This window comes from Comamonas sp. 4034 (assembly GCF_050434545.1).
GTDB classification, from domain to species: Bacteria; Pseudomonadota; Gammaproteobacteria; order Burkholderiales; family Burkholderiaceae_C; genus Comamonas; species Comamonas odontotermitis.
On record NZ_JBNDIT010000006.1, the window covers coordinates 140,585 to 157,831 of the forward strand.

Below are 17,247 nucleotides of genomic sequence, written 5' to 3' on the forward strand. Positions count from 1 at the left end.
GGAAGGTGGAAAAGGCCGCTACCCGAGCGGCCTGTGGTATTTGCGACTTACTTGGCTACAACAGCCTTGCCGCCGCTGTCCTTGATGTTGTTCCAGGACTTGTAGATGATGTCCTTCACGCTCGCAGGCATCGGCACATAGTCCAGGCCATCTGCCGTCTGGTCACCCGACTTGTAGGCCCATTCAAAGAACTTCAGCGAAGTGGCAGCCTGCGCTGGCTTGTCCTGGGTCTTGTGCATCAGGATGAAGGTGGCGCTGGTGATGGGCCACGAATCCTTGCCTGGCTGGTTGGTCAGAATCTGGTAGAAGCTCTTGGTCCAGTCGGCACCGGCGGCGGCGGCCTTGAAGCTGGTGTCATCGGGGCTGACAAAGTTGCCTTCTGAATTCTTCAGTTGGGCAAAGGTCATCTTGTTCTGCTTGACGTAGGCGTACTCCACATAGCCGATGGAGTTGGGCAGGCGGCCCACATACGCTGCAACACCTTCGTTGCCCTTGCCGCCGGCACCCGTAGGCCAGTTCACGGCAGCGCCTTCACCAACCTTGTCCTTCCACTCGGTGTTGACCTTGGAGAGGTAGTTGGTGAAGCCGAAGGTCGTGCCCGAACCGTCAGCACGGCGCACCGGGGCAATGGCAGCGTCAGGCAGTGCCACGCCAGGATTCAGGGCGGTGATGGCAGGGTCGTTCCACTTGGTGATCTTGCCCAGGTAGATATCGCCCAGCACTTGGCCCGACAGCTTCAGTTGGCCCGGATTGATGCCCTTGATGTTGACCACGGGCACAATGCCACCGATCACGGTGGGGAACTGCACCAGGCCCTTCTGGTTCAACTCATCGTCCTTCAATGGCATGTCGGAAGCACCGAAGTCCACCGTCTTGGCATCGATCTGCTTGATACCAGCGCTGGAGCCCACGGACTGGTAGTTGATCTTGACGCCAGTTGCCTTGTTGTAATCGGCTGCCCACTTGGAATACAGCGGAGCGGGGAAGCTTGCGCCCGCGCCAGTGGCTTCTTCCGCCTGAACCTGGGCAAATGCACCCGCAGCAGCCAAACCAGCAACCAGCACTCGAATCGCGGACAGTTTCATGAAAACTCCTGTTGGTAATGAAACGCAATGGAGTGGACTGTAAAAAACCTTTATGACATTGATATGACATATTCCGTCATATTCCCCATGGAAATCAATCGATGCCCCTGAGCAACAAAGAGGCAATTGTCATATTTCAGTCATGCAAAAGACTTAATTTCAAAGCTTTGTCAGCATAGGGAATGGCTTTGCGATGGACTACGGTCGCGGTGCTATGCTCCCTGCCCTGGAGTGCTTTTGCTGGATCGCACATCTGGCGGACATGGTGTACTGGTGAGGCCCGCCACGCCGATTTCCTTGCAATTTGTAAAGCGCACTCCTATTTTTGCAGACTTGATTGATGACGACACCTATGCTCGATGGAACCCTGCTTGCCGCCGTGGATCTGGGATCCAACAGTTTTCGCCTGGAGGTTGGGCGCTACGCATCCGGCCATATCGAACGCGTGCAGTATTTCAAGGAGATGGTACGCCAGGGCGCGGGCCTGGACGAGGCGGGCAACCTCTCGGTGGAATCCATGCAGCGCGGCTGGGATTGCCTGGCGCGTTTTGCCGAACGCCTGAAAGGCTTTCCGCCCGCCCAGGTGCGTGCCGTGGCCACCCAGACCCTGCGCGAAGCCAAGAACCGCGACATCTTCATCCAGCAGGCCAACCAGATCCTGGGCTACCCGATCAGCGTGATCTCCGGCCCCGAGGAGGCCCGGTTGATCTACCAGGGCGCCGCCCATTCGCTGCCGCCGTCCGACGAGCGCCGGCTGGTCGTGGACATCGGCGGGCGCTCGACCGAGTTGATCCTGGGCCAGCGCTTTCTGACCGAGCGTGTGGCCTCCTACCCCGTGGGCAGCGTGGCCTGGTCGCTGCGCTATTTTCCCAATGGCGAATTCACCAAGGCCAGCCTGAGAACGGCGCACATTGCTGCGCAGGCCGTCATGGAAGAGGCCGCCCTGCACTTCGCCCCCAACAGTTGGGACATGGCTTACGGCACATCAGGCACAGCCAATGCAATTGCGGATGTGCTGGCGGCTTATGGCGGTGAGCCCGATGTGGTGCGCCGCGAGCAGCTGTACTGGCTGTGTGAACAGTTGCTGGCCGCAGGCAACGCCGCAAACATCAGGCTTGAAGGCCTGAAGGAAGAGCGCCGCGCGGTGATTGGCGGCGGCGTGACCGCGCTCTGCGCCATTTTCGATCTGCTGCAGATCGATGAATTGCGCATTGCCAGCGGAGCACTGCGCCAGGGTTTGCTGCGCGACATGGTGCAGCACGAGGAATATTCCGATATCCGCAACCGCACCATCAGCACCTTGATGGAGCGCTACCAGGTCGATGGCGCGCAAGCGGCCCGCGTTCAACGAACCGCTGCCATGCTGTTTGAACAGGCCAGACGCTACACCGGCGTGACCGACCCAGTGAAACTGAAATCCCCCATGCTGGACTGGGCCAGCCAGTTGCATGAGATGGGCTGCCTCATCTCGCACAACGACTACCACCACCATGGCGCCTATGTGCTGAGCCACAGCGATGTGCCAGGCTTTACCCAAACCGAGCTGTCGCACCTCGCCGCCTTGGTGCTGGCCCAGCGCGGCAAGCTGCGCAAGGTCGAGGGCTTCTTGCAGGACCCCGAGTTTGCACTGGAGCTGTTGTGCCTGCGCCTGGCCACCGTGCTGTGCCACGCCCGCCGCAATCCAGAGCTGGAACAGCTGAATCTGCGCGACAAGCCTGAGAAATGGTCGCTCAAGGCCCTGGCCGGCTGGTCGGAGCAGTTTCCACAATCCGCCTACCTGCTGGGCGAAGAGGTGCTCGCCTGGCAGAAGACCCCGTACGTGTTTCAGTTCAAGCAGGCAGGCAGTATTCTTGCAAAGTGATTGACCATTGCATATAAAAATAGCCGCTGGCGCTCATTCATCAAGCGCAATATGCTATTATTTATATAGCAAACAATGAACCATCGGGATGCAGGTGAATTGCATCAGCCCAGGTCTACCGGTGCCACAGCGCCACGGCCAGAGAACACCCCGGTCAGGTTGCCAATGAACTGATCCACACTGGCCTGCGTCGCCTCGGGCGACCAGCCGGCAACATGGGGCGTGATCAGTATATTGGGCAGGTCGATCAGCGGCTCAGGCCGGTGCGGCTCGCTCTCGTACACATCAATGCCCGCACCTGCAATGCGGCCTTCCTGCAGTGCAGCAGCCAGTGCTTCGGTATCCACTACCGAGCCGCGCGCGATATTGATCAGATAGCCCTGCGGACCCAGCGCCCGCAACACCTCCGCATTGACCAGATGGCGCGTGCCAGCACCGCCCGGTGTCGCGCACACCAGCACATCAGCCCAGGCAGCCAGCGCCAGCACCGAATCAAAGTACGGCTGCTGCACATCGGCCTTGGGCTTTCGGTTGTGGTAGCCCACCGGCATGTCGAAACCCGCAGCGCGTCTGGCGATCTTGAGGCCGATGTGGCCCAGACCGATGATGCCCAGCTTCTTGCCCGATACGCCCGGCGGGTGCGGAATCGTGAAACGATCCACCCCGGCCCTCGCCTGCTGGTCCAGCGAGCGGAAGTTACGCATCGTGGCCAGAATGAGGCCAAAGGTGTGGTCGGCAACGCTGGTGTCGTTGGTGCCCGCCCCGGTGGCCACGACGGCGCCGCGCGCCTTCAAGGCATCCAGCGCCAGCCCTTCGTAGCCCGCGCCCAGGGTGCAGGCCAGGCGCAGGCGTGGCATGCGGGCCACCTCGTCGGCGGTCAAGCCGATGGAGCCGATGGTGAGCACCGCATCCACCTCGGCCCCCTGCTCTGCGACAGCCTGCGCACGTTGCGCCGCCGTGGGCGCGTAGATGACCGTCGCATGCTGGCGAATCTGGTCCAGATGCTGCTCGGCCATGGGATTGAAGACCAGCAGCGTGATCAGGGAATGCGAGGACTGGCTCACCACAACTCCTTCATTGATAGCAAAAGAGCCGCTTGCAACGTATGCAAGCGGCTCTTTTGATTATGAAGGCCTTTTGACGACAGGGTTGTTCCCTGCCACACCATAGCCAGAGCCCCCTGGCAGGGCAGTTGCCGCATGGCGCGGCCATCAACCCAGAAAGTGCTTGCGATAGCGTGCCGGCAGGCGATCGAGCTGCATCAGCATGGGCAGATCGGCAGTGTTGAAATCCGGATCCCAGGCTGGCGCGCCGATCACCTCGGTGCCCACGCGCAGATAGCCCTTGATGAGTGCTGGTGGCTCCACTTCGACCTGGTCATCCAGTTGATCCAGTGGCAGCGGCAGGCGTGGCGTGACCGCGTACTCCGTCGATACCTGCCTCTTGGCCTGCAGCTGGCGCCAGATGCTCGCTGCCGCATCGCCGCTGACGATGCCGTTGTGCCACATCGGAATGCTGGCGCAGCCCATCATGACATCGAGCTTGTTGCGCTGCATGAAGCTGGCCAGAGCCCCCCACAGTGCCATGATGACGCCACCCTGGCGGAAATCGGCATGTACGCAGCTGCGTCCCAGCTCCACCATGCGCGGGCGCAGCGCATCGATGGCAGTGAGATCAAATTCGCCATCGGAGTATGTACGCCCGGCGCGCAGGGCCTGGGCGGGCGTGAGCAGGCGGTAGGTGCCGATCACCTGCTGCGTGCTGCTGTTGCGCACCAGCAGGTGCTCGCAGTAATCGTCAAAACCATCCACATCGTGGCCGGGCGTAGTGGTTTGCAGCTGCGCTCCCATTTCACCGGCAAATACCTGGTGGCGCAGGCGCTGGGCTTCGCGTACTTCGTCCAGATGGCGTGCCCAGGAAACCTCGATATCGGCCAATACCGCTGCAGCGGGCAAGGCAGAGGCATGCTTGGCAGCCGCCGGGCTGGAGACCAGGATGTCGGATGCGCTGGAGAATTCGGGCTTGTTGTGCATGGCAGGGCTCCTCAATCGCTCTGCCGCCCTTTGCTGTACACCAGCCGCTATGCCGCGCCTCGTGCCCACACCGGGCTATCACAGAGCCCCGCCAGTTTCTCGCCGCCGCATGACAGCGCGATGTGCAAACCATGACGCTTGCATGACATGGCACCCATGCAACACCTTCAAAAGAGGGCTGCCTGCACTGGTCTGTACAGGTACAGACCAGGCACTCCGCTCAGGACTGGCGCGCTACTTCCGCCAGCTGTTCGGCGCAGCGGCTCGCCTGGGCAGCATCAAAGGCTTCCACCATCACACGCAGCAGCGGCTCGGTGCCGCTTGCGCGGATCAGCACACGCCCCTGGCCCGCAAAGCGCTCGGTGATGTCGCGCTGCAGATCGGCCAGCTTCTGGTTTCGGCTCCAGTCCTGTCCCGGCTGCAGGCGCACGTTCAGCAGAACCTGCGGGCACAGGTCGACACCCTTGAGCTGCTCGGCAATGCCCTGCTGACGGCTCACACAGGCTTGCAGCACCTGCAGCGCGCTGATGAGGCCGTCGCCCGTGGTGTGCTTGTCCAGCGCCAGCAGGTGGCCCGAGCCTTCACCGCCCAGTATCCAGTTGCGGCGTTGCAGCTCTTCCAGCACATAGCGGTCGCCCACCTTGGCACGCACCAGCTCGATGCCTTGCGCACGCAGGGCCGCCTCCACGGCCAGATTGGTCATCAGGGTGCCGACAACGCCTGCTACCTTTTCGCCACGGTGCAGGCGATCCATCGCCATCAGGTAGAGCAATTCGTCGCCGTTGAACAGGCGGCCATTGGCATCCACCAGTTGCAGTCGGTCGGCGTCGCCATCCAGCGCCACGCCGACGTCCGCATTGTTGGCGCGCACGGCACGCACCAGTGCTTCGGGGTGGGTAGCGCCCACGCCCTGGTTGATATTGAGACCATCGGGGTTGCAACCGATGGTGATCACATCAGCCCCCAGTTCATGAAAGACTTTGGGCGCTATCTGGTAGGCAGCGCCATGCGCCGCATCCACGACCACCCGCATCCCGTGCAGAGACAGCTGGTTGTCGAAGGTGCTCTTGCAAAACTCGATATAGCGGCCTGGGGCATCATCGAGACGGCGCGCCTTGCCCAACTGTGCAGACTCCACCCACACCGGGCTTTCGGCCAGCGCGGCCTCTACCGATTCCTCCCAGGCATCGGGCAGCTTGGTGCCTTCCGCGCTGAAGAACTTGATACCGTTATCCTCGAAAGGATTGTGGCTGGCACTGATGACCACGCCCAGGCTGGCACGCAAGGCCCGCGTGAGGTAAGCCACACCGGGCGTGGGCAATGGCCCAAGCAGCACCACATCAACACCTGCGGAGTTGAAGCCCGATTCCAGCGCACTTTCCAGCATGTAACCCGATATGCGCGTGTCCTTGCCGATCAGCACCGTCGGGCGATCCTCGCCCCGGCGCAGCACACGGCCTACGGCGTGGCCCAGGCGCAGCACGAAATCAGGCGTGATGGGCGATTTACCGACCGTGCCGCGAATTCCATCGGTTCCAAAATACTGGCGTGGCATATTCTTTGTTTCCGTAGCAAGAAAGTAAGCACCCGCCTTGGCAATGGCAGGTTTTGGCGACCATTCAGGCGCTCAGGTGAAGTGTAACGTTTGTGCCACGTTTCCAGTTGAAAGCGAGGCTCCCGCTTGTCATTCGTTAAAGATGCAAGGCCTCGGGCCGCCGCATGGCGCCCAGCACGGCCAGCGCATCGGCAGTTTCGCGCACATCATGCACGCGTACCACGGCCGCCCCATGCTCTGCCGCCAAGAGCGCCGCCGCAATGCTGGCAGGCATGCGCTCGCCCACCTCGCGCCCCGTGACCTTGCCCAGTGAACCTTTGCGCGACCAGCCCGCAAGCAGCGGATACCCGGCCGCAGCCAGCACGGGCTGCTGCTGCAGCAAGGCAAAGTTCTGCTCCACGGTTTTGCCAAACCCGGTGCCAGCATCCCACACAATACGGTCCTTTTGCACACCCAACGCGCATAGTTCAAACGTTTGCCGCTGCAAAAACTGGAGCACTTGCCCTGTCACGTCCTGTGCCGCGTCCATGTGCTGCAGGTGCATGGTCTGCGGATTGGCATGCATGTGCATCAGGCATATGCCGCAACTGGGGTGGGCAGCCACTGCGGCACGGGCTCCCGGCTGTCGCAGTGCCCAGATGTCGTTGATGATGTCGGCTCCGGCATCAAGCACTGCCTGCATCACTTCGGGCTTGTAGGTATCGACCGAAATGGGTACCTGCAATGCCACCGCAGCCTCCACCACCGGCAGCACACGGCGCAGTTCCTCATCCAGCGGCACAGCGGGGCTGCCCGGGCGGGTGGATTCGCCACCGATATCCAGAATGTGCGCTCCATCGGCCAGCAGCTTTTCTGCGTGCGCCATGGCGGCCGCAACGCCCTGGTGGCTGCCTCCGTCCGAGAAGGAATCGGGCGTGACATTGACGATGCCCATGATCCGGGGCTCAGTCAAGTCAATCGCAAAGCGGCTGGTTTGCCAGATTGGCATGGGTGAATCCTTTGCAAAAGAGAAAAGCGCTCCAGGAGCGCTTTTCGGTGTGGTGTTTCGATTCAGCAGAGAATCAGGCAGGCCCCATCAGGCGGCGTTGGGCGCATGGTCGGTCACCACGGAGGTACCGCCACCAGTGCTGCCACCATCGTTGTTGGACGGCGGGTTACGCGGCGTCCAGTCTTTGGGTGGACGCGGCTCCTTGCCAGCCATGATGTCATCGAGTTGCTCGGCATCAATGGTTTCCCAGTCCAGCATGGCCTTGGCCATGGCATGCATCTTGTCGCTGTTGTCCTCGATCAGCTTGCGTGCCAGATGGTACTGCTCGTCGATGATGCGGCGCACTTCGGCGTCGACCTTCTGCATGGTCTCTTCGCTGATGTTGCTGGGCTTGCTCATCGAGCGGCCCAGGAAGGGCTCGCCTTCCTGCTCCGCATATACCATGGGGCCCAATGCATCGGTCATGCCGTAACGCGTCACCATGTCGCGGGCAATCTGGGTTGCGCGCTCGAAGTCATTGGAGGCGCCGGTGGTCATCTGGTTCATGAACACTTCTTCGGCAATGCGGCCACCAAACAGCATGGCGATCTGGTTCAGCATGAACTCCTTGTCATAGGAGTAGCGGTCCTTCTCGGGCAGGCTCATCGTCACGCCCAGCGCACGGCCACGCGGAATGATGGTGACCTTGTGCACCGGATCACACTTGGGCAGCAGCTTGCCGATCAGCGCATGACCTGCTTCGTGGTAGGCCGTGTTGCGACGCTCTTCCTCGGGCATGACCATGGATTTGCGCTCGGGGCCCATGATGATCTTGTCCTTGGCCTTCTCGAAATCCTGCATCTCGACAGTGCGCGCATTGCGGCGTGCGGCCATCAGCGCAGCTTCGTTGCACAGGTTGGCCAGATCGGCGCCGGACATGCCGGGGGTGCCTCGTGCGATCACGCCTGGGTTCACATCCTGGCCAACAGGGATCTTGCGCATGTGCACATTCAGGATCTGTTCACGGCCACGAATATCGGGCAGCGTGACATAGACTTGGCGGTCAAAACGACCCGGGCGCAGCAAGGCTGCATCCAGAATGTCGGGACGGTTGGTGGCTGCCACGACGATTACACCAAGGTTGGTCTCGAAACCATCCATCTCGACCAGCATCTGGTTCAGGGTCTGCTCGCGCTCGTCATTTCCGCCACCCATGCCCGCACCGCGCTGGCGGCCGACCGCATCGATTTCGTCGATGAAGATGATGCAAGGTGCATTCTTCTTGGCGTTTTCGAACATGTCGCGCACGCGGGCCGCGCCCACACCAACGAACATTTCCACGAAATCAGAGCCCGAGATACTGAAGAAAGGCACCTTGGCCTCGCCAGCAATCGACTTGGCCAGCAAGGTCTTGCCCGTGCCGGGAGGACCGACCAGCAGCAGACCACGCGGAATGCGACCACCGAGCTTCTGGAACTTGTTGGGATCCTTCAGGAAGTCCACAACTTCCTTGACTTCTTCCTTGGCCTCGTCGCAACCGGCCACATCGGCAAACGTGACGGTGTTGTTGTTCTCATCGAGCATGCGCGCCTTGGACTTGCCAAAGCTGAAGGCGCCGCCCTTGCCACCGCCCTGCATCTGCCGCATGAAGTACACCCACACCCCGATCAGGAGCAGCATCGGGCCCCAGCTGATCAGCAGGCTCATCAGCAGCGAACCTTCTTCGCGCTCCTTCACGTCGAACTTGACGTTGTTGTTGATCAAGTCGCCAATCAGGCCGCGATCCATGAAGGTGGCGGTGGTCTGCAGTTTGCGGTCGTCACCGGTCGTGGCCAGAATCACCGTTCCAGAAGGACTTTCCTGCAAGGTGGCGGATTTGACGCGACCATTGCGCACGTCCTGCAGGAATTCGGAATACGGCACCTTGGTCGCGCCAGCGCCTGCACGGTTGTCAAATTGCTTGAACACCGTGAAAAGCACCATGGCGATGACCAGCCAAACGGCAATCTTAGAAAACCACTGATTGTTCAAGGGGGCTCCAGTAGTAGGAAATCAGGGCATGACTTGCGCAAATCCGATTCAGCCAGGATATTTGCCCGAGGCAAATATCCTGTGTGCATCCTTGTTTGCATAAGCCTTGCAGGAAAGACACGGGAAACTGTTGTGTCATGTATGCGCTATTTTAGGACTTTCAAGGGCTCAATCCCCTGTTTGCCCCTTGGCTTCAGGGCGGAATCCCGGAAATGGGGCCGTGACTGACAGTGAAAGCCTATTTCTTCAAACGCATGCCAAGCAGATAGGTTTCCGACGATTTGTCGCGCGAAGCCTTGGGCTTGTAGGGTTTGACCACCTCGAAGGTCTGCTTGAACAAATCCACCAGTTGCGAATAGCCGCTGCCGTGGAACAGCTTGACCACCAGCGTACCTTCGGGCTTCATGTGCTTGATGGTGAAATCGACGGCCAACTCGATCAAGTGCGAAATGCGCGCAGCATCCACATTTTCTACCCCGGATAAATTAGGTGCCATATCGGAGATCACCACATCCACCTTGCGCTCGCCCAGAATCTCTTCCAACTGAACAAGCACCTCGTCTTCCCGGAAATCGCCCAGAATGAAGTCCACGCCCTCGATCGGCTCCATCGGCAGCATGTCGAGACCAATGATGGCGCCATTGAGTTCCCCCACCGCCGCGCCATCAGGCGAGAGGCGGCGGCGGACGTACTGGCTCCAGGCGCCCGGAGTCGATCCCAGATCGACCACGACATCACCGGGGCGAATCAGCTTGAAATGTTCGTCGATTTCCTTGAGCTTGTAGACCGCGCGGGCGCGGTAGCCGTCTTTTTGCGCTGCGCGCACATAGGGATCATTGACGTGCTGGTTCAGCCACGCCTTGTTGATCTTCTTGCTTTTAGTACTTAATTTCATGTTTACTCCAAGGAACCCCGATAATACGGGTATGCCCCAAATACAACTCACCCCCGCCCAACGACGCGAACACCGCGCCGAAGCCCACCATCTTGACCCTGTGGTGTTGATTGGCGGCGACGGCCTGACCGAAGCCGTTCAGAAAGAGGTCGATCTGGCCCTCAATGCGCATGGTCTGATCAAGATCCGCGTATTCTCCGACGACCGTGCAGGCCGCGAAGCCATCTATGCAAAGCTGGCCGACGAGCTGAACGCCGCCCCCATCCAGCACATTGGCAAGCTGCTGGTGCTGTGGCGCCCCAAGGCCGCCAAGGAAAAGCAGCACGATGAAGACCGCAAGCCCGGCCCACGCGAAGTCAAAGTGCTCAAGTTCAGCAAGAACAGCTGGCAAAAGCCCGAGGTCAAGCAGATTCGCATCCTCGGCAACCAGCGTCTGACCTCCGGCGGCCAGATCAAGCGTGCCAAGCCCAAACAGAAGTCCGTCAAAAAACAGCAGGGCTGATAGTGTGACCGATCGCCACATCCTTTGCATGAAATGGGGTACCAAATATGGCCCCGAGTACGTCAACCGGCTTTATGCGATGGTCCGTCGCCACCTTCGTGGCGATTTTCGTTTTGTATGCCTGACGGACGACACCCAAGGCATCCGCAGCGAGGTGGAGTGCTTTCCCATCCCCGATCTGAACATCCATCTGGCCCCCGGCCAGCGGGATGGCGCGTGGAAGAAACTCACCACCTTCGAGCGTGACCTCTACGGCCTGCAGGGCCAGGCCCTGTTTCTGGATCTGGATGTGGTGGTTGTGGGCAGTCTGGATGATTTTTTTGCCCTGCCCGGCGAATTCCGCATCATTCACGACTACCCGCGCTTCTGGCGCTTTGGCGAGCGCATTGTCGGCAACTCGTCGGTCTACCGATTCACCCTGGGTGCGCACGCCGATGTGCTGGAACACTTTCGCAGCAATACCGACCAGCTGCGTGCCCAGTACCGCAACGAGCAGGAATATCTGTCGCACTTTCTGCACCAGCAAGGCAAGCTGCAGTACTGGCCCGCACCATGGTGCCCGAGCTTCAAGTACTACTGCATTCCTGCCTGGCCCAGCAATTACTGGAAGGAGCCGGTGCCGCCCTCCGATGCGCGGATCGTCATCTTCCACGGCGAAGTGAATCCGCCCGATGCACTGGAAGGCCGCCGCAACAAGCGCTTTCACCATATTCAACCGGCAAAATGGATCGAGAAGGCCTGGGGTTGAGCAGCAGAACTTGCCAATTCTTCAAAAACCATAGCAGACAGCGCCCATCTTAGAAGCGTTGGATCCGCAAAAGATATTCAGGCCCCCATGAATAGCCGCAATCAGCTCTTGCTGGTTTGTTGGCATTAAAGGCGTCGATACAAAGACAAAAGGCGTTGGTCTCTCGATCAACGCCTTTTTCCATGCCAATGTGCAGCAGATACACGCTTGGCTACGAGCCTCTCATGCGCCTGCTAACGCTGCGCTGCGTCTACCAGCGGGTGACCCTTCATGCGCGTCAATATCGACAGCGGGCTGGCCGCAGGATCGTACTCGCTGCCAGGCGGCAGGAACAGGGTCTGCTCCAGCATGTACTGGCCAGACATCACGGCATGCACCGCCTGGTCCGAAAAGCACACCCAGGTGGAGCCTGCGGCGAAAGGCACGGTTTCCTGCGGTGCATTCTTCTGGTAATCCAGGTCGCCCTTCATTCCATCATGCAATTGCAGCATCAGGTGGTCGTATTCGCTGCGGTAGGACTTGGTGACGTGCAGCAGCTCCAGCGCCTTGGCCTGCCAGGCACTGTAGGGCTTGGCGCGGGGCAAGAATTTCTTTGCCACGTCTTCAAACGGCTCCCCTACCCGCCATACGCGCGGCTGGCCATCGGGGTTCACATTGGTGAACACGCGCAGAATCCGCTCGCCGTAATTGGGGCGTGAGGGAAAGGCATCGACATGCATGCGCTTGTCGTCTGCGCGCCAGGATTGGGCGCGTGTTTCCACCTGAGATGGGCGGTAGCTGGTGGGCGCCATTCGCACCACAGGCATGTACGCCGGAAAAAGCCCGGCAATCAGCGCCGTAGCCTGTTCGCGAAAGCGCGCAACCATGGCGGCGACCGCAGCCTGCGTGGCGGCGTCACCGGCAACGCCTTTGATGGAGCCATCCACGTTCAGGCTGATATTGCGGGTCTTGGGATCGCGCACATCCGGGCGCAGCAGCATCTTTTCCTGATCGGACAGTGCAAAGCGCAGTTGCGGGAAATACAGAACCTTGCCGGCCTCGACGGCCGCCGTCCATTCATCGCAACCGTGGACCTGGCTCCAGTCCGTTGCGTCGATTTTGAGGATTTGAGATTGCATGGCCGCTCCAGTGTACCCCGGCCACCTGCTGCTGTTTTGCCGCAGGTCAAGCCATTCTGTCAGTCGGAGCCGTGCCCCTGCACGCGGCCAGACAGGCGCCACAACACAATGGCAGCACACAGCCATTGCAGTACGTACATGAGCGTGCCCAGGCTGTGCCAGAGCTTGAGGTTCTGGCGCGCCACAATTTTCGGCGAGATGCCGTACTGCACCACCAAGGCCAGCAGCATGCCGGCCAGAACGAAACCGATGGCAGCCCGCGCCCACGGATAAAGCGCATTGGCCTGCTTGTCCTTGGCCATCACCAGAAGCAGCAAGGTGCAGGCGACCGACACCCAGGTCTGCGCCGCAAACAGTTTGGCGGCCATGAAGCCAGCCATCGCAGCCAGTGGCAAGCTGGCAAACAGCATGGGCACCGCCATGAAGCCAATGACCGACAGGCTACCCCACCACAGTGCTGCGGCAAAAATCGGCAGGCGTTCTTTCATGCTGGCAATCATGGGCATGGTCTGCTCTGGCTCAGAGGTAGCGCACGCCCACCACTTCGTAGCGACGCACGCCACCCGGTGCCTGTACTTCTGCGGTGTCGCCCTCTTCCTTGCCGATCAGCGCGCGGGCAATCGGGCTCGATACATTGATCAGGCCCTGTTTCAGGTCCGCCTCATCTTCGCCCACGATCTGATAGGTCACGGGGTCACCACTCTCTTCGTCTTCCAGATCCACGGTCGCGCCAAACACGACCTTGCCGCCGGCATCGAGCTGGCTGGGGTCGATGATCTGCGCGGCCGACAGCTTGGCCTCCACCTCCTGGATACGGCCTTCGATGAAGCCCTGGCGGTCCTTGGCGGCATCGTATTCGGCGTTTTCGCTCAGGTCGCCATGCGAGCGCGCTTCGGCAATCGCAGCGATCACGCCCGGGCGCTCTACGGTCTTGAGGCGCTGCAGCTCTTCCTTGAGCTTTTCTGCTCCGCGCTTGGTAATCGGAATAGTGGCCATTTCGGTCTCCACAAACATGTTCAATGCCAGCATTTGCTGGCATGTGGCATACATACGCCCCGCACGGCGGCGGGTGGTTCAAAAGCAAACCGCCGCGCTGGGAGCGCGGCGGTTGCGAGTCAGTCCCTATTATGCCGATTTTTGTGCTCCGGCACAAAATCGGCGCACAGGCTGGCAGCAGGAATCAGGACTTCAAGCTGGCATGCAGCTCCTGCACGGAATGAACATCAAGGTTGTCCATGTTGCGCAGGCCTTCCACTGCAGCTTCGGCACCAAAAATGGTGGTGAAGGTCGTCACCCGGGCCAGCAAGGCGCTGGTACGGATCGCGCGCGAATCGGCAATTGCGTTGCGGCGCTCTTCCACGGTGTTGATGACCATTGCAATTTCATTGTTCTTGATCATATCTACGATGTGTGGACGGCCTTCAGTAACTTTGTTTACTGTTTGCACCTCTACGCCAGCCTCGGCAATCGCCGCCGCCGTGCCACGGGTGGCACACAGGGTAAAGCCCATGGCAGCCAGTTCCTTGGCAATCTGCACTGCGCGCGCCTTGTCAGCATTCTTGACAGTCAGGAACACCTTGCCCGTGCGCGGCAGCTTGGTGCCTGCACCCAGCTGGCTCTTCACAAAGGCCTCGCCAAAGGTCTTGCCCACGCCCATCACTTCACCGGTGGATTTCATCTCGGGGCCGAGGATGGTGTCCACACCTGGGAATTTGACAAACGGGAACACGGCCTCCTTCACGCTGAAGTAAGGCGGCGTCACTTCCTGGGTGATGCCTTGCTCTTCCAGCGTGTCGCCCACCATGCAGCGCGCAGCCACCTTGGCCAGCTGAATACCCGTGGCCTTGGAGACGAATGGCACCGTACGCGAAGCGCGCGGGTTCACTTCCAGCACATAAATGATGTCCTTGCCGTCGCTCTCCTGAATGGCGAACTGCACATTCATCAGCCCAACCACGTTCAGCCCTTCGGCCATTGCTGCGGTCTGGCGCTTGATTTCGTCGACCGTCGCCTTGGACAGGTAGTACGGTGGCAGCGAACAGGCCGAGTCACCGGAGTGCACGCCGGCCTGCTCGATGTGTTCCATCACGCCGCCGATGAAAACCTTGCCGGTGCGGTCACGCACGCAGTCCACATCGCATTCGATGGCGTTGGAGAGGAAATGGTCCAGCAGCACCGGCGAGTCGTTGCTCACCTTCACAGCTTCGCGCATGTAGCGCTCCAGATCGCGCTCTTCATGCACGATTTCCATCGCACGGCCACCCAGCACATAGCTGGGGCGCACCACCAGCGGGTAACCCAGCTCGCGCGCATGCTCCATGGCCTGCACCTCGGTACGTGCCGTGGCATTGGGCGGCTGGCGCAGGCTCAGCGATTGCAGCAGTTGCTGGAAACGTTCGCGATCTTCGGCCGCGTCGATCATGTCCGGCGAGGTGCCGACGATAGGCACGCCTTCGGCCTCCAGCGCCAGAGCCAGCTTCAGAGGCGTCTGGCCACCGTACTGCACAATCACGCCAGCGGGCTTTTCGACGTCAACGATCTCCAGCACGTCTTCCAGGGTCACTGGCTCGAAGTACAGACGGTCGCTGGTGTCATAGTCGGTCGAGACCGTTTCAGGGTTGCAGTTGACCATGATGGTTTCGTAACCATCTTCGCGCATGGCCAGGGCTGCGTGCACGCAGCAGTAGTCGAACTCGATGCCCTGACCGATACGGTTGGGGCCGCCGCCCAGCACCATGATCTTTTTCTTGTCGCTTGGTTGCGCTTCGCACTCTTCGTCATACGTCGAGTACATGTAGGCGGTGTTGGTGGCGAACTCGGCTGCACAGGTGTCCACGCGCTTGAACACGGGGCGCACGTTCAGGGCCTTGCGCGCTTCGCGCACCGCCTTGTCGGAGGTGTGCAGCAGCTTGGCGAGGCGACGGTCCGAGAAGCCCTTTTGCTTGAGGCCGCGAAGGTCTTGCGCCGTCAGCGACGAAAGCGCCTTGTCGCCCTGCGCTTCGGTGTGCTTGTCAAGCGCCAGCTCCAGCTTGACGATTTCTTCAATCTGCACCAGAAACCACTTGTCGATCTTGGTGATGCTATGCACTTCGTCGAGCGACCAGCCGGCAGCGAAGGCATCGCCCACGTACCAGATGCGGTCGGGGCCGGGCTCTCCCAGTTCCTTTTCCAGAATCTCGCGGTCCTGGGTCTTTTCGTTCATGCCGTCCACGCCCACTTCCAGGCCGCGCAGGGCTTTCTGGAAGGATTCCTGGAAGGTGCGGCCGATGGCCATCACCTCGCCCACGGACTTCATCTGCGTGGTCAGGCGGTTGTCGGCAGCAGGGAACTTCTCGAATGCGAAACGTGGAATCTTGGTGACCACGTAGTCGATGGTGGGCTCGAACGATGCAGGCGTCTTGCCGCCGGTGATGTCGTTCTTCAATTCATCCAGGGTGTAACCCACGGCCAGCTTGGCAGCGATCTTGGCAATCGGGAAGCCCGTGGCCTTGGAGGCCAGCGCCGACGAACGCGACACGCGCGGGTTCATCTCGATGACGATCATGCGGCCGTCCTTCGGATTGACCGAGAACTGCACATTGGAGCCGCCCGTGTCCACGCCAATCTCGCGCAGCACCGCGAGCGAGGCGTTGCGCATGATCTGGTATTCCTTGTCGGTCAGCGTCTGGGCAGGCGCCACGGTGATCGAGTCGCCAGTGTGCACGCCCATGGGGTCGAGGTTCTCGATCGAGCAGACGATGATGCAGTTGTCTGCAGTGTCGCGCACCACTTCCATCTCGTACTCTTTCCAGCCGAGCAGCGATTCCTCGATCAGCAACTCGTTGGTAGGCGAGGCTTCGAGACCGCGCTTGCAGATGGTTTCGAACTCTTCGGGGTTGTAGGCGATGCCGCCACCCGTGCCGCCCAGGGTGAAGCTCGGGCGAATCACAGTGGGGAAACCCACGTTCTTCTGCACTTCCCAGGCCTCTTCCATGCTGTGGGCGATGCCCGAGCGTGCCGAGCCCAGGCCGATCTTGGTCATCGCATCCTTGAACTTTAGGCGGTCTTCGGCCTTGTCGATGGCTTCAGGCTTGGCGCCGATCAGCTCGACCTTGTACTTGTCGAGCACGCCGTTCTTCCACAGATCCAGCGCGCAGTTCAGCGCGGTCTGGCCACCCATCGTGGGCAGGATCGCATCGGGACGCTCCTTGGCGATGATCTTCTCGACCGTCTGCCAGGTGATGGGCTCGATGTAGGTGACGTCGGCGGTGGCCGGGTCGGTCATGATCGTTGCAGGATTGCTGTTGATCAGGATGACTTTGTAGCCCTCTTCGCGCAGTGCCTTGCAGGCCTGGACGCCGGAGTAGTCGAACTCGCAGGCCTGGCCGATGATGATCGGGCCAGCGCCAATGATAAGAATGCTTTTAAGGTCTGTGCGTTTAGACATAGGGCTCGCCTTGCAATCGCGCACGC

General features: G+C 60.5%; 14 protein-coding genes. 3 read left to right on the forward strand and 11 right to left on the reverse strand.

Features of this window, described 5'->3' with window-relative positions; all coding sequences use genetic code 11:
* Nucleotides 1–47: 47 nt before the first annotated feature.
* Nucleotides 48–1,085: a phosphate ABC transporter substrate-binding protein PstS gene (gene pstS, locus ABIE32_RS08730; RefSeq protein WP_429015313.1), complete on the reverse strand. Its 1,038-nt coding sequence runs from the start codon at nt 1,083–1,085 to the stop codon at nt 48–50.
* 340 nt (nt 1,086–1,425) lie between these two features.
* On the opposite strand from pstS, the gene ABIE32_RS08735 reads away from it, so the two are divergent.
* Nucleotides 1,426–2,946, forward strand: a complete 1,521-nt coding sequence (locus tag ABIE32_RS08735) for an exopolyphosphatase (protein WP_377779503.1) — start codon at nt 1,426–1,428, stop codon at nt 2,944–2,946.
* 104 nt (nt 2,947–3,050) lie between these two features.
* On the opposite strand, the gene ABIE32_RS08740 is transcribed toward ABIE32_RS08735, so the two are convergent.
* The 6 genes from ABIE32_RS08740 to ABIE32_RS08765 form a co-directional block, all read right to left on the reverse strand.
* On the reverse strand, nt 3,051–4,010 hold the full coding sequence (locus ABIE32_RS08740) for a 2-hydroxyacid dehydrogenase (protein ID WP_429015315.1): 960 nt from the start codon (nt 4,008–4,010) through the stop codon (nt 3,051–3,053).
* Nucleotides 4,011–4,157: 147 nt separating this feature from the next.
* Nucleotides 4,158–4,979, reverse strand: a complete 822-nt coding sequence (locus ABIE32_RS08745; protein WP_429015317.1) for a GNAT family N-acetyltransferase — start codon at nt 4,977–4,979, stop codon at nt 4,158–4,160.
* A 220-nt stretch (nt 4,980–5,199) separates the two neighbouring features.
* Complete coding sequence (gene glmM, locus ABIE32_RS08750) at nt 5,200–6,534, reverse strand: phosphoglucosamine mutase (RefSeq protein ID WP_429015319.1); 1,335 nt, start codon at nt 6,532–6,534, stop codon at nt 5,200–5,202.
* Nucleotides 6,535–6,670: 136 nt separating this feature from the next.
* Nucleotides 6,671–7,522, reverse strand: coding sequence for a dihydropteroate synthase (folP, locus tag ABIE32_RS08755; protein WP_429015320.1), 852 nt, complete (start codon nt 7,520–7,522; stop codon nt 6,671–6,673).
* An 87-nt stretch (nt 7,523–7,609) separates the two neighbouring features.
* Complete coding sequence (ftsH, locus tag ABIE32_RS08760; RefSeq protein ID WP_224149648.1) at nt 7,610–9,532, reverse strand: ATP-dependent zinc metalloprotease FtsH; 1,923 nt, start codon at nt 9,530–9,532, stop codon at nt 7,610–7,612.
* Nucleotides 9,533–9,770: 238 nt separating this feature from the next.
* On the reverse strand, nt 9,771–10,427 hold the full coding sequence (locus ABIE32_RS08765) for an RlmE family RNA methyltransferase (RefSeq protein WP_224149649.1): 657 nt from the start codon (nt 10,425–10,427) through the stop codon (nt 9,771–9,773).
* Between the two features lie 31 nt (nt 10,428–10,458).
* On the opposite strand from ABIE32_RS08765, the gene ABIE32_RS08770 reads away from it, so the two are divergent.
* Nucleotides 10,459–10,929, forward strand: a complete 471-nt coding sequence (locus ABIE32_RS08770; RefSeq protein ID WP_224149650.1) for a YhbY family RNA-binding protein — start codon at nt 10,459–10,461, stop codon at nt 10,927–10,929.
* Between the two features lie 28 nt (nt 10,930–10,957).
* Nucleotides 10,958–11,677 (forward strand): glycosyltransferase, encoded by a 720-nt coding sequence (locus ABIE32_RS08775; protein ID WP_224149651.1) that lies wholly within the window; start codon nt 10,958–10,960, stop codon nt 11,675–11,677.
* Nucleotides 11,678–11,910: 233 nt separating this feature from the next.
* On the opposite strand, the gene ABIE32_RS08780 is transcribed toward ABIE32_RS08775, so the two are convergent.
* The 4 genes from ABIE32_RS08780 to carB all read right to left on the reverse strand — a co-directional run bounded on the left by ABIE32_RS08780 (nt 11,911) and on the right by carB (nt 17,221).
* A complete protein-coding gene (locus tag ABIE32_RS08780; protein ID WP_429015323.1) occupies nt 11,911–12,795 on the reverse strand; it encodes a Kdo hydroxylase family protein in 885 nt (294 codons plus the stop codon).
* 59 nt (nt 12,796–12,854) lie between these two features.
* Complete coding sequence (locus tag ABIE32_RS08785; RefSeq protein ID WP_429015418.1) at nt 12,855–13,283, reverse strand: DUF4149 domain-containing protein; 429 nt, start codon at nt 13,281–13,283, stop codon at nt 12,855–12,857.
* A 31-nt stretch (nt 13,284–13,314) separates the two neighbouring features.
* Complete coding sequence (gene greA / locus ABIE32_RS08790) at nt 13,315–13,791, reverse strand: transcription elongation factor GreA (RefSeq protein WP_184708283.1); 477 nt, start codon at nt 13,789–13,791, stop codon at nt 13,315–13,317.
* 184 nt (nt 13,792–13,975) lie between these two features.
* Nucleotides 13,976–17,221: a carbamoyl-phosphate synthase large subunit gene (gene carB / locus ABIE32_RS08795; RefSeq protein ID WP_429015326.1), complete on the reverse strand. Its 3,246-nt coding sequence runs from the start codon at nt 17,219–17,221 to the stop codon at nt 13,976–13,978.
* Nucleotides 17,222–17,247 lie beyond the last annotated feature (26 nt).

Coding starts and splice junctions, on each gene's coding strand:
- pstS (WP_429015313.1), bottom strand. CDS start 1,085: ATGAAACTGTCCGCGATTCGAGTGCTGGTTGCTGGTTTGGCTGCTGCG.
- ABIE32_RS08735 (WP_377779503.1), top strand. CDS start 1,426: ATGACGACACCTATGCTCGATGGAACCCTGCTTGCCGCCGTGGATCTG.
- ABIE32_RS08745 (WP_429015317.1), bottom strand. CDS start 4,979: ATGCACAACAAGCCCGAATTCTCCAGCGCATCCGACATCCTGGTCTCC.
- glmM (WP_429015319.1), bottom strand. CDS start 6,534: ATGCCACGCCAGTATTTTGGAACCGATGGAATTCGCGGCACGGTCGGT.
- folP (WP_429015320.1), bottom strand. CDS start 7,522: ATGCCAATCTGGCAAACCAGCCGCTTTGCGATTGACTTGACTGAGCCC.
- ABIE32_RS08765 (WP_224149649.1), bottom strand. CDS start 10,427: ATGAAATTAAGTACTAAAAGCAAGAAGATCAACAAGGCGTGGCTGAAC.
- ABIE32_RS08770 (WP_224149650.1), top strand. CDS start 10,459: ATGCCCCAAATACAACTCACCCCCGCCCAACGACGCGAACACCGCGCC.
- ABIE32_RS08775 (WP_224149651.1), top strand. CDS start 10,958: ATGAAATGGGGTACCAAATATGGCCCCGAGTACGTCAACCGGCTTTAT.
- ABIE32_RS08780 (WP_429015323.1), bottom strand. CDS start 12,795: ATGCAATCTCAAATCCTCAAAATCGACGCAACGGACTGGAGCCAGGTC.
- ABIE32_RS08785 (WP_429015418.1), bottom strand. CDS start 13,283: ATGAAAGAACGCCTGCCGATTTTTGCCGCAGCACTGTGGTGGGGTAGC.
- greA (WP_184708283.1), bottom strand. CDS start 13,791: ATGGCCACTATTCCGATTACCAAGCGCGGAGCAGAAAAGCTCAAGGAA.
- carB (WP_429015326.1), bottom strand. CDS start 17,221: ATGTCTAAACGCACAGACCTTAAAAGCATTCTTATCATTGGCGCTGGC.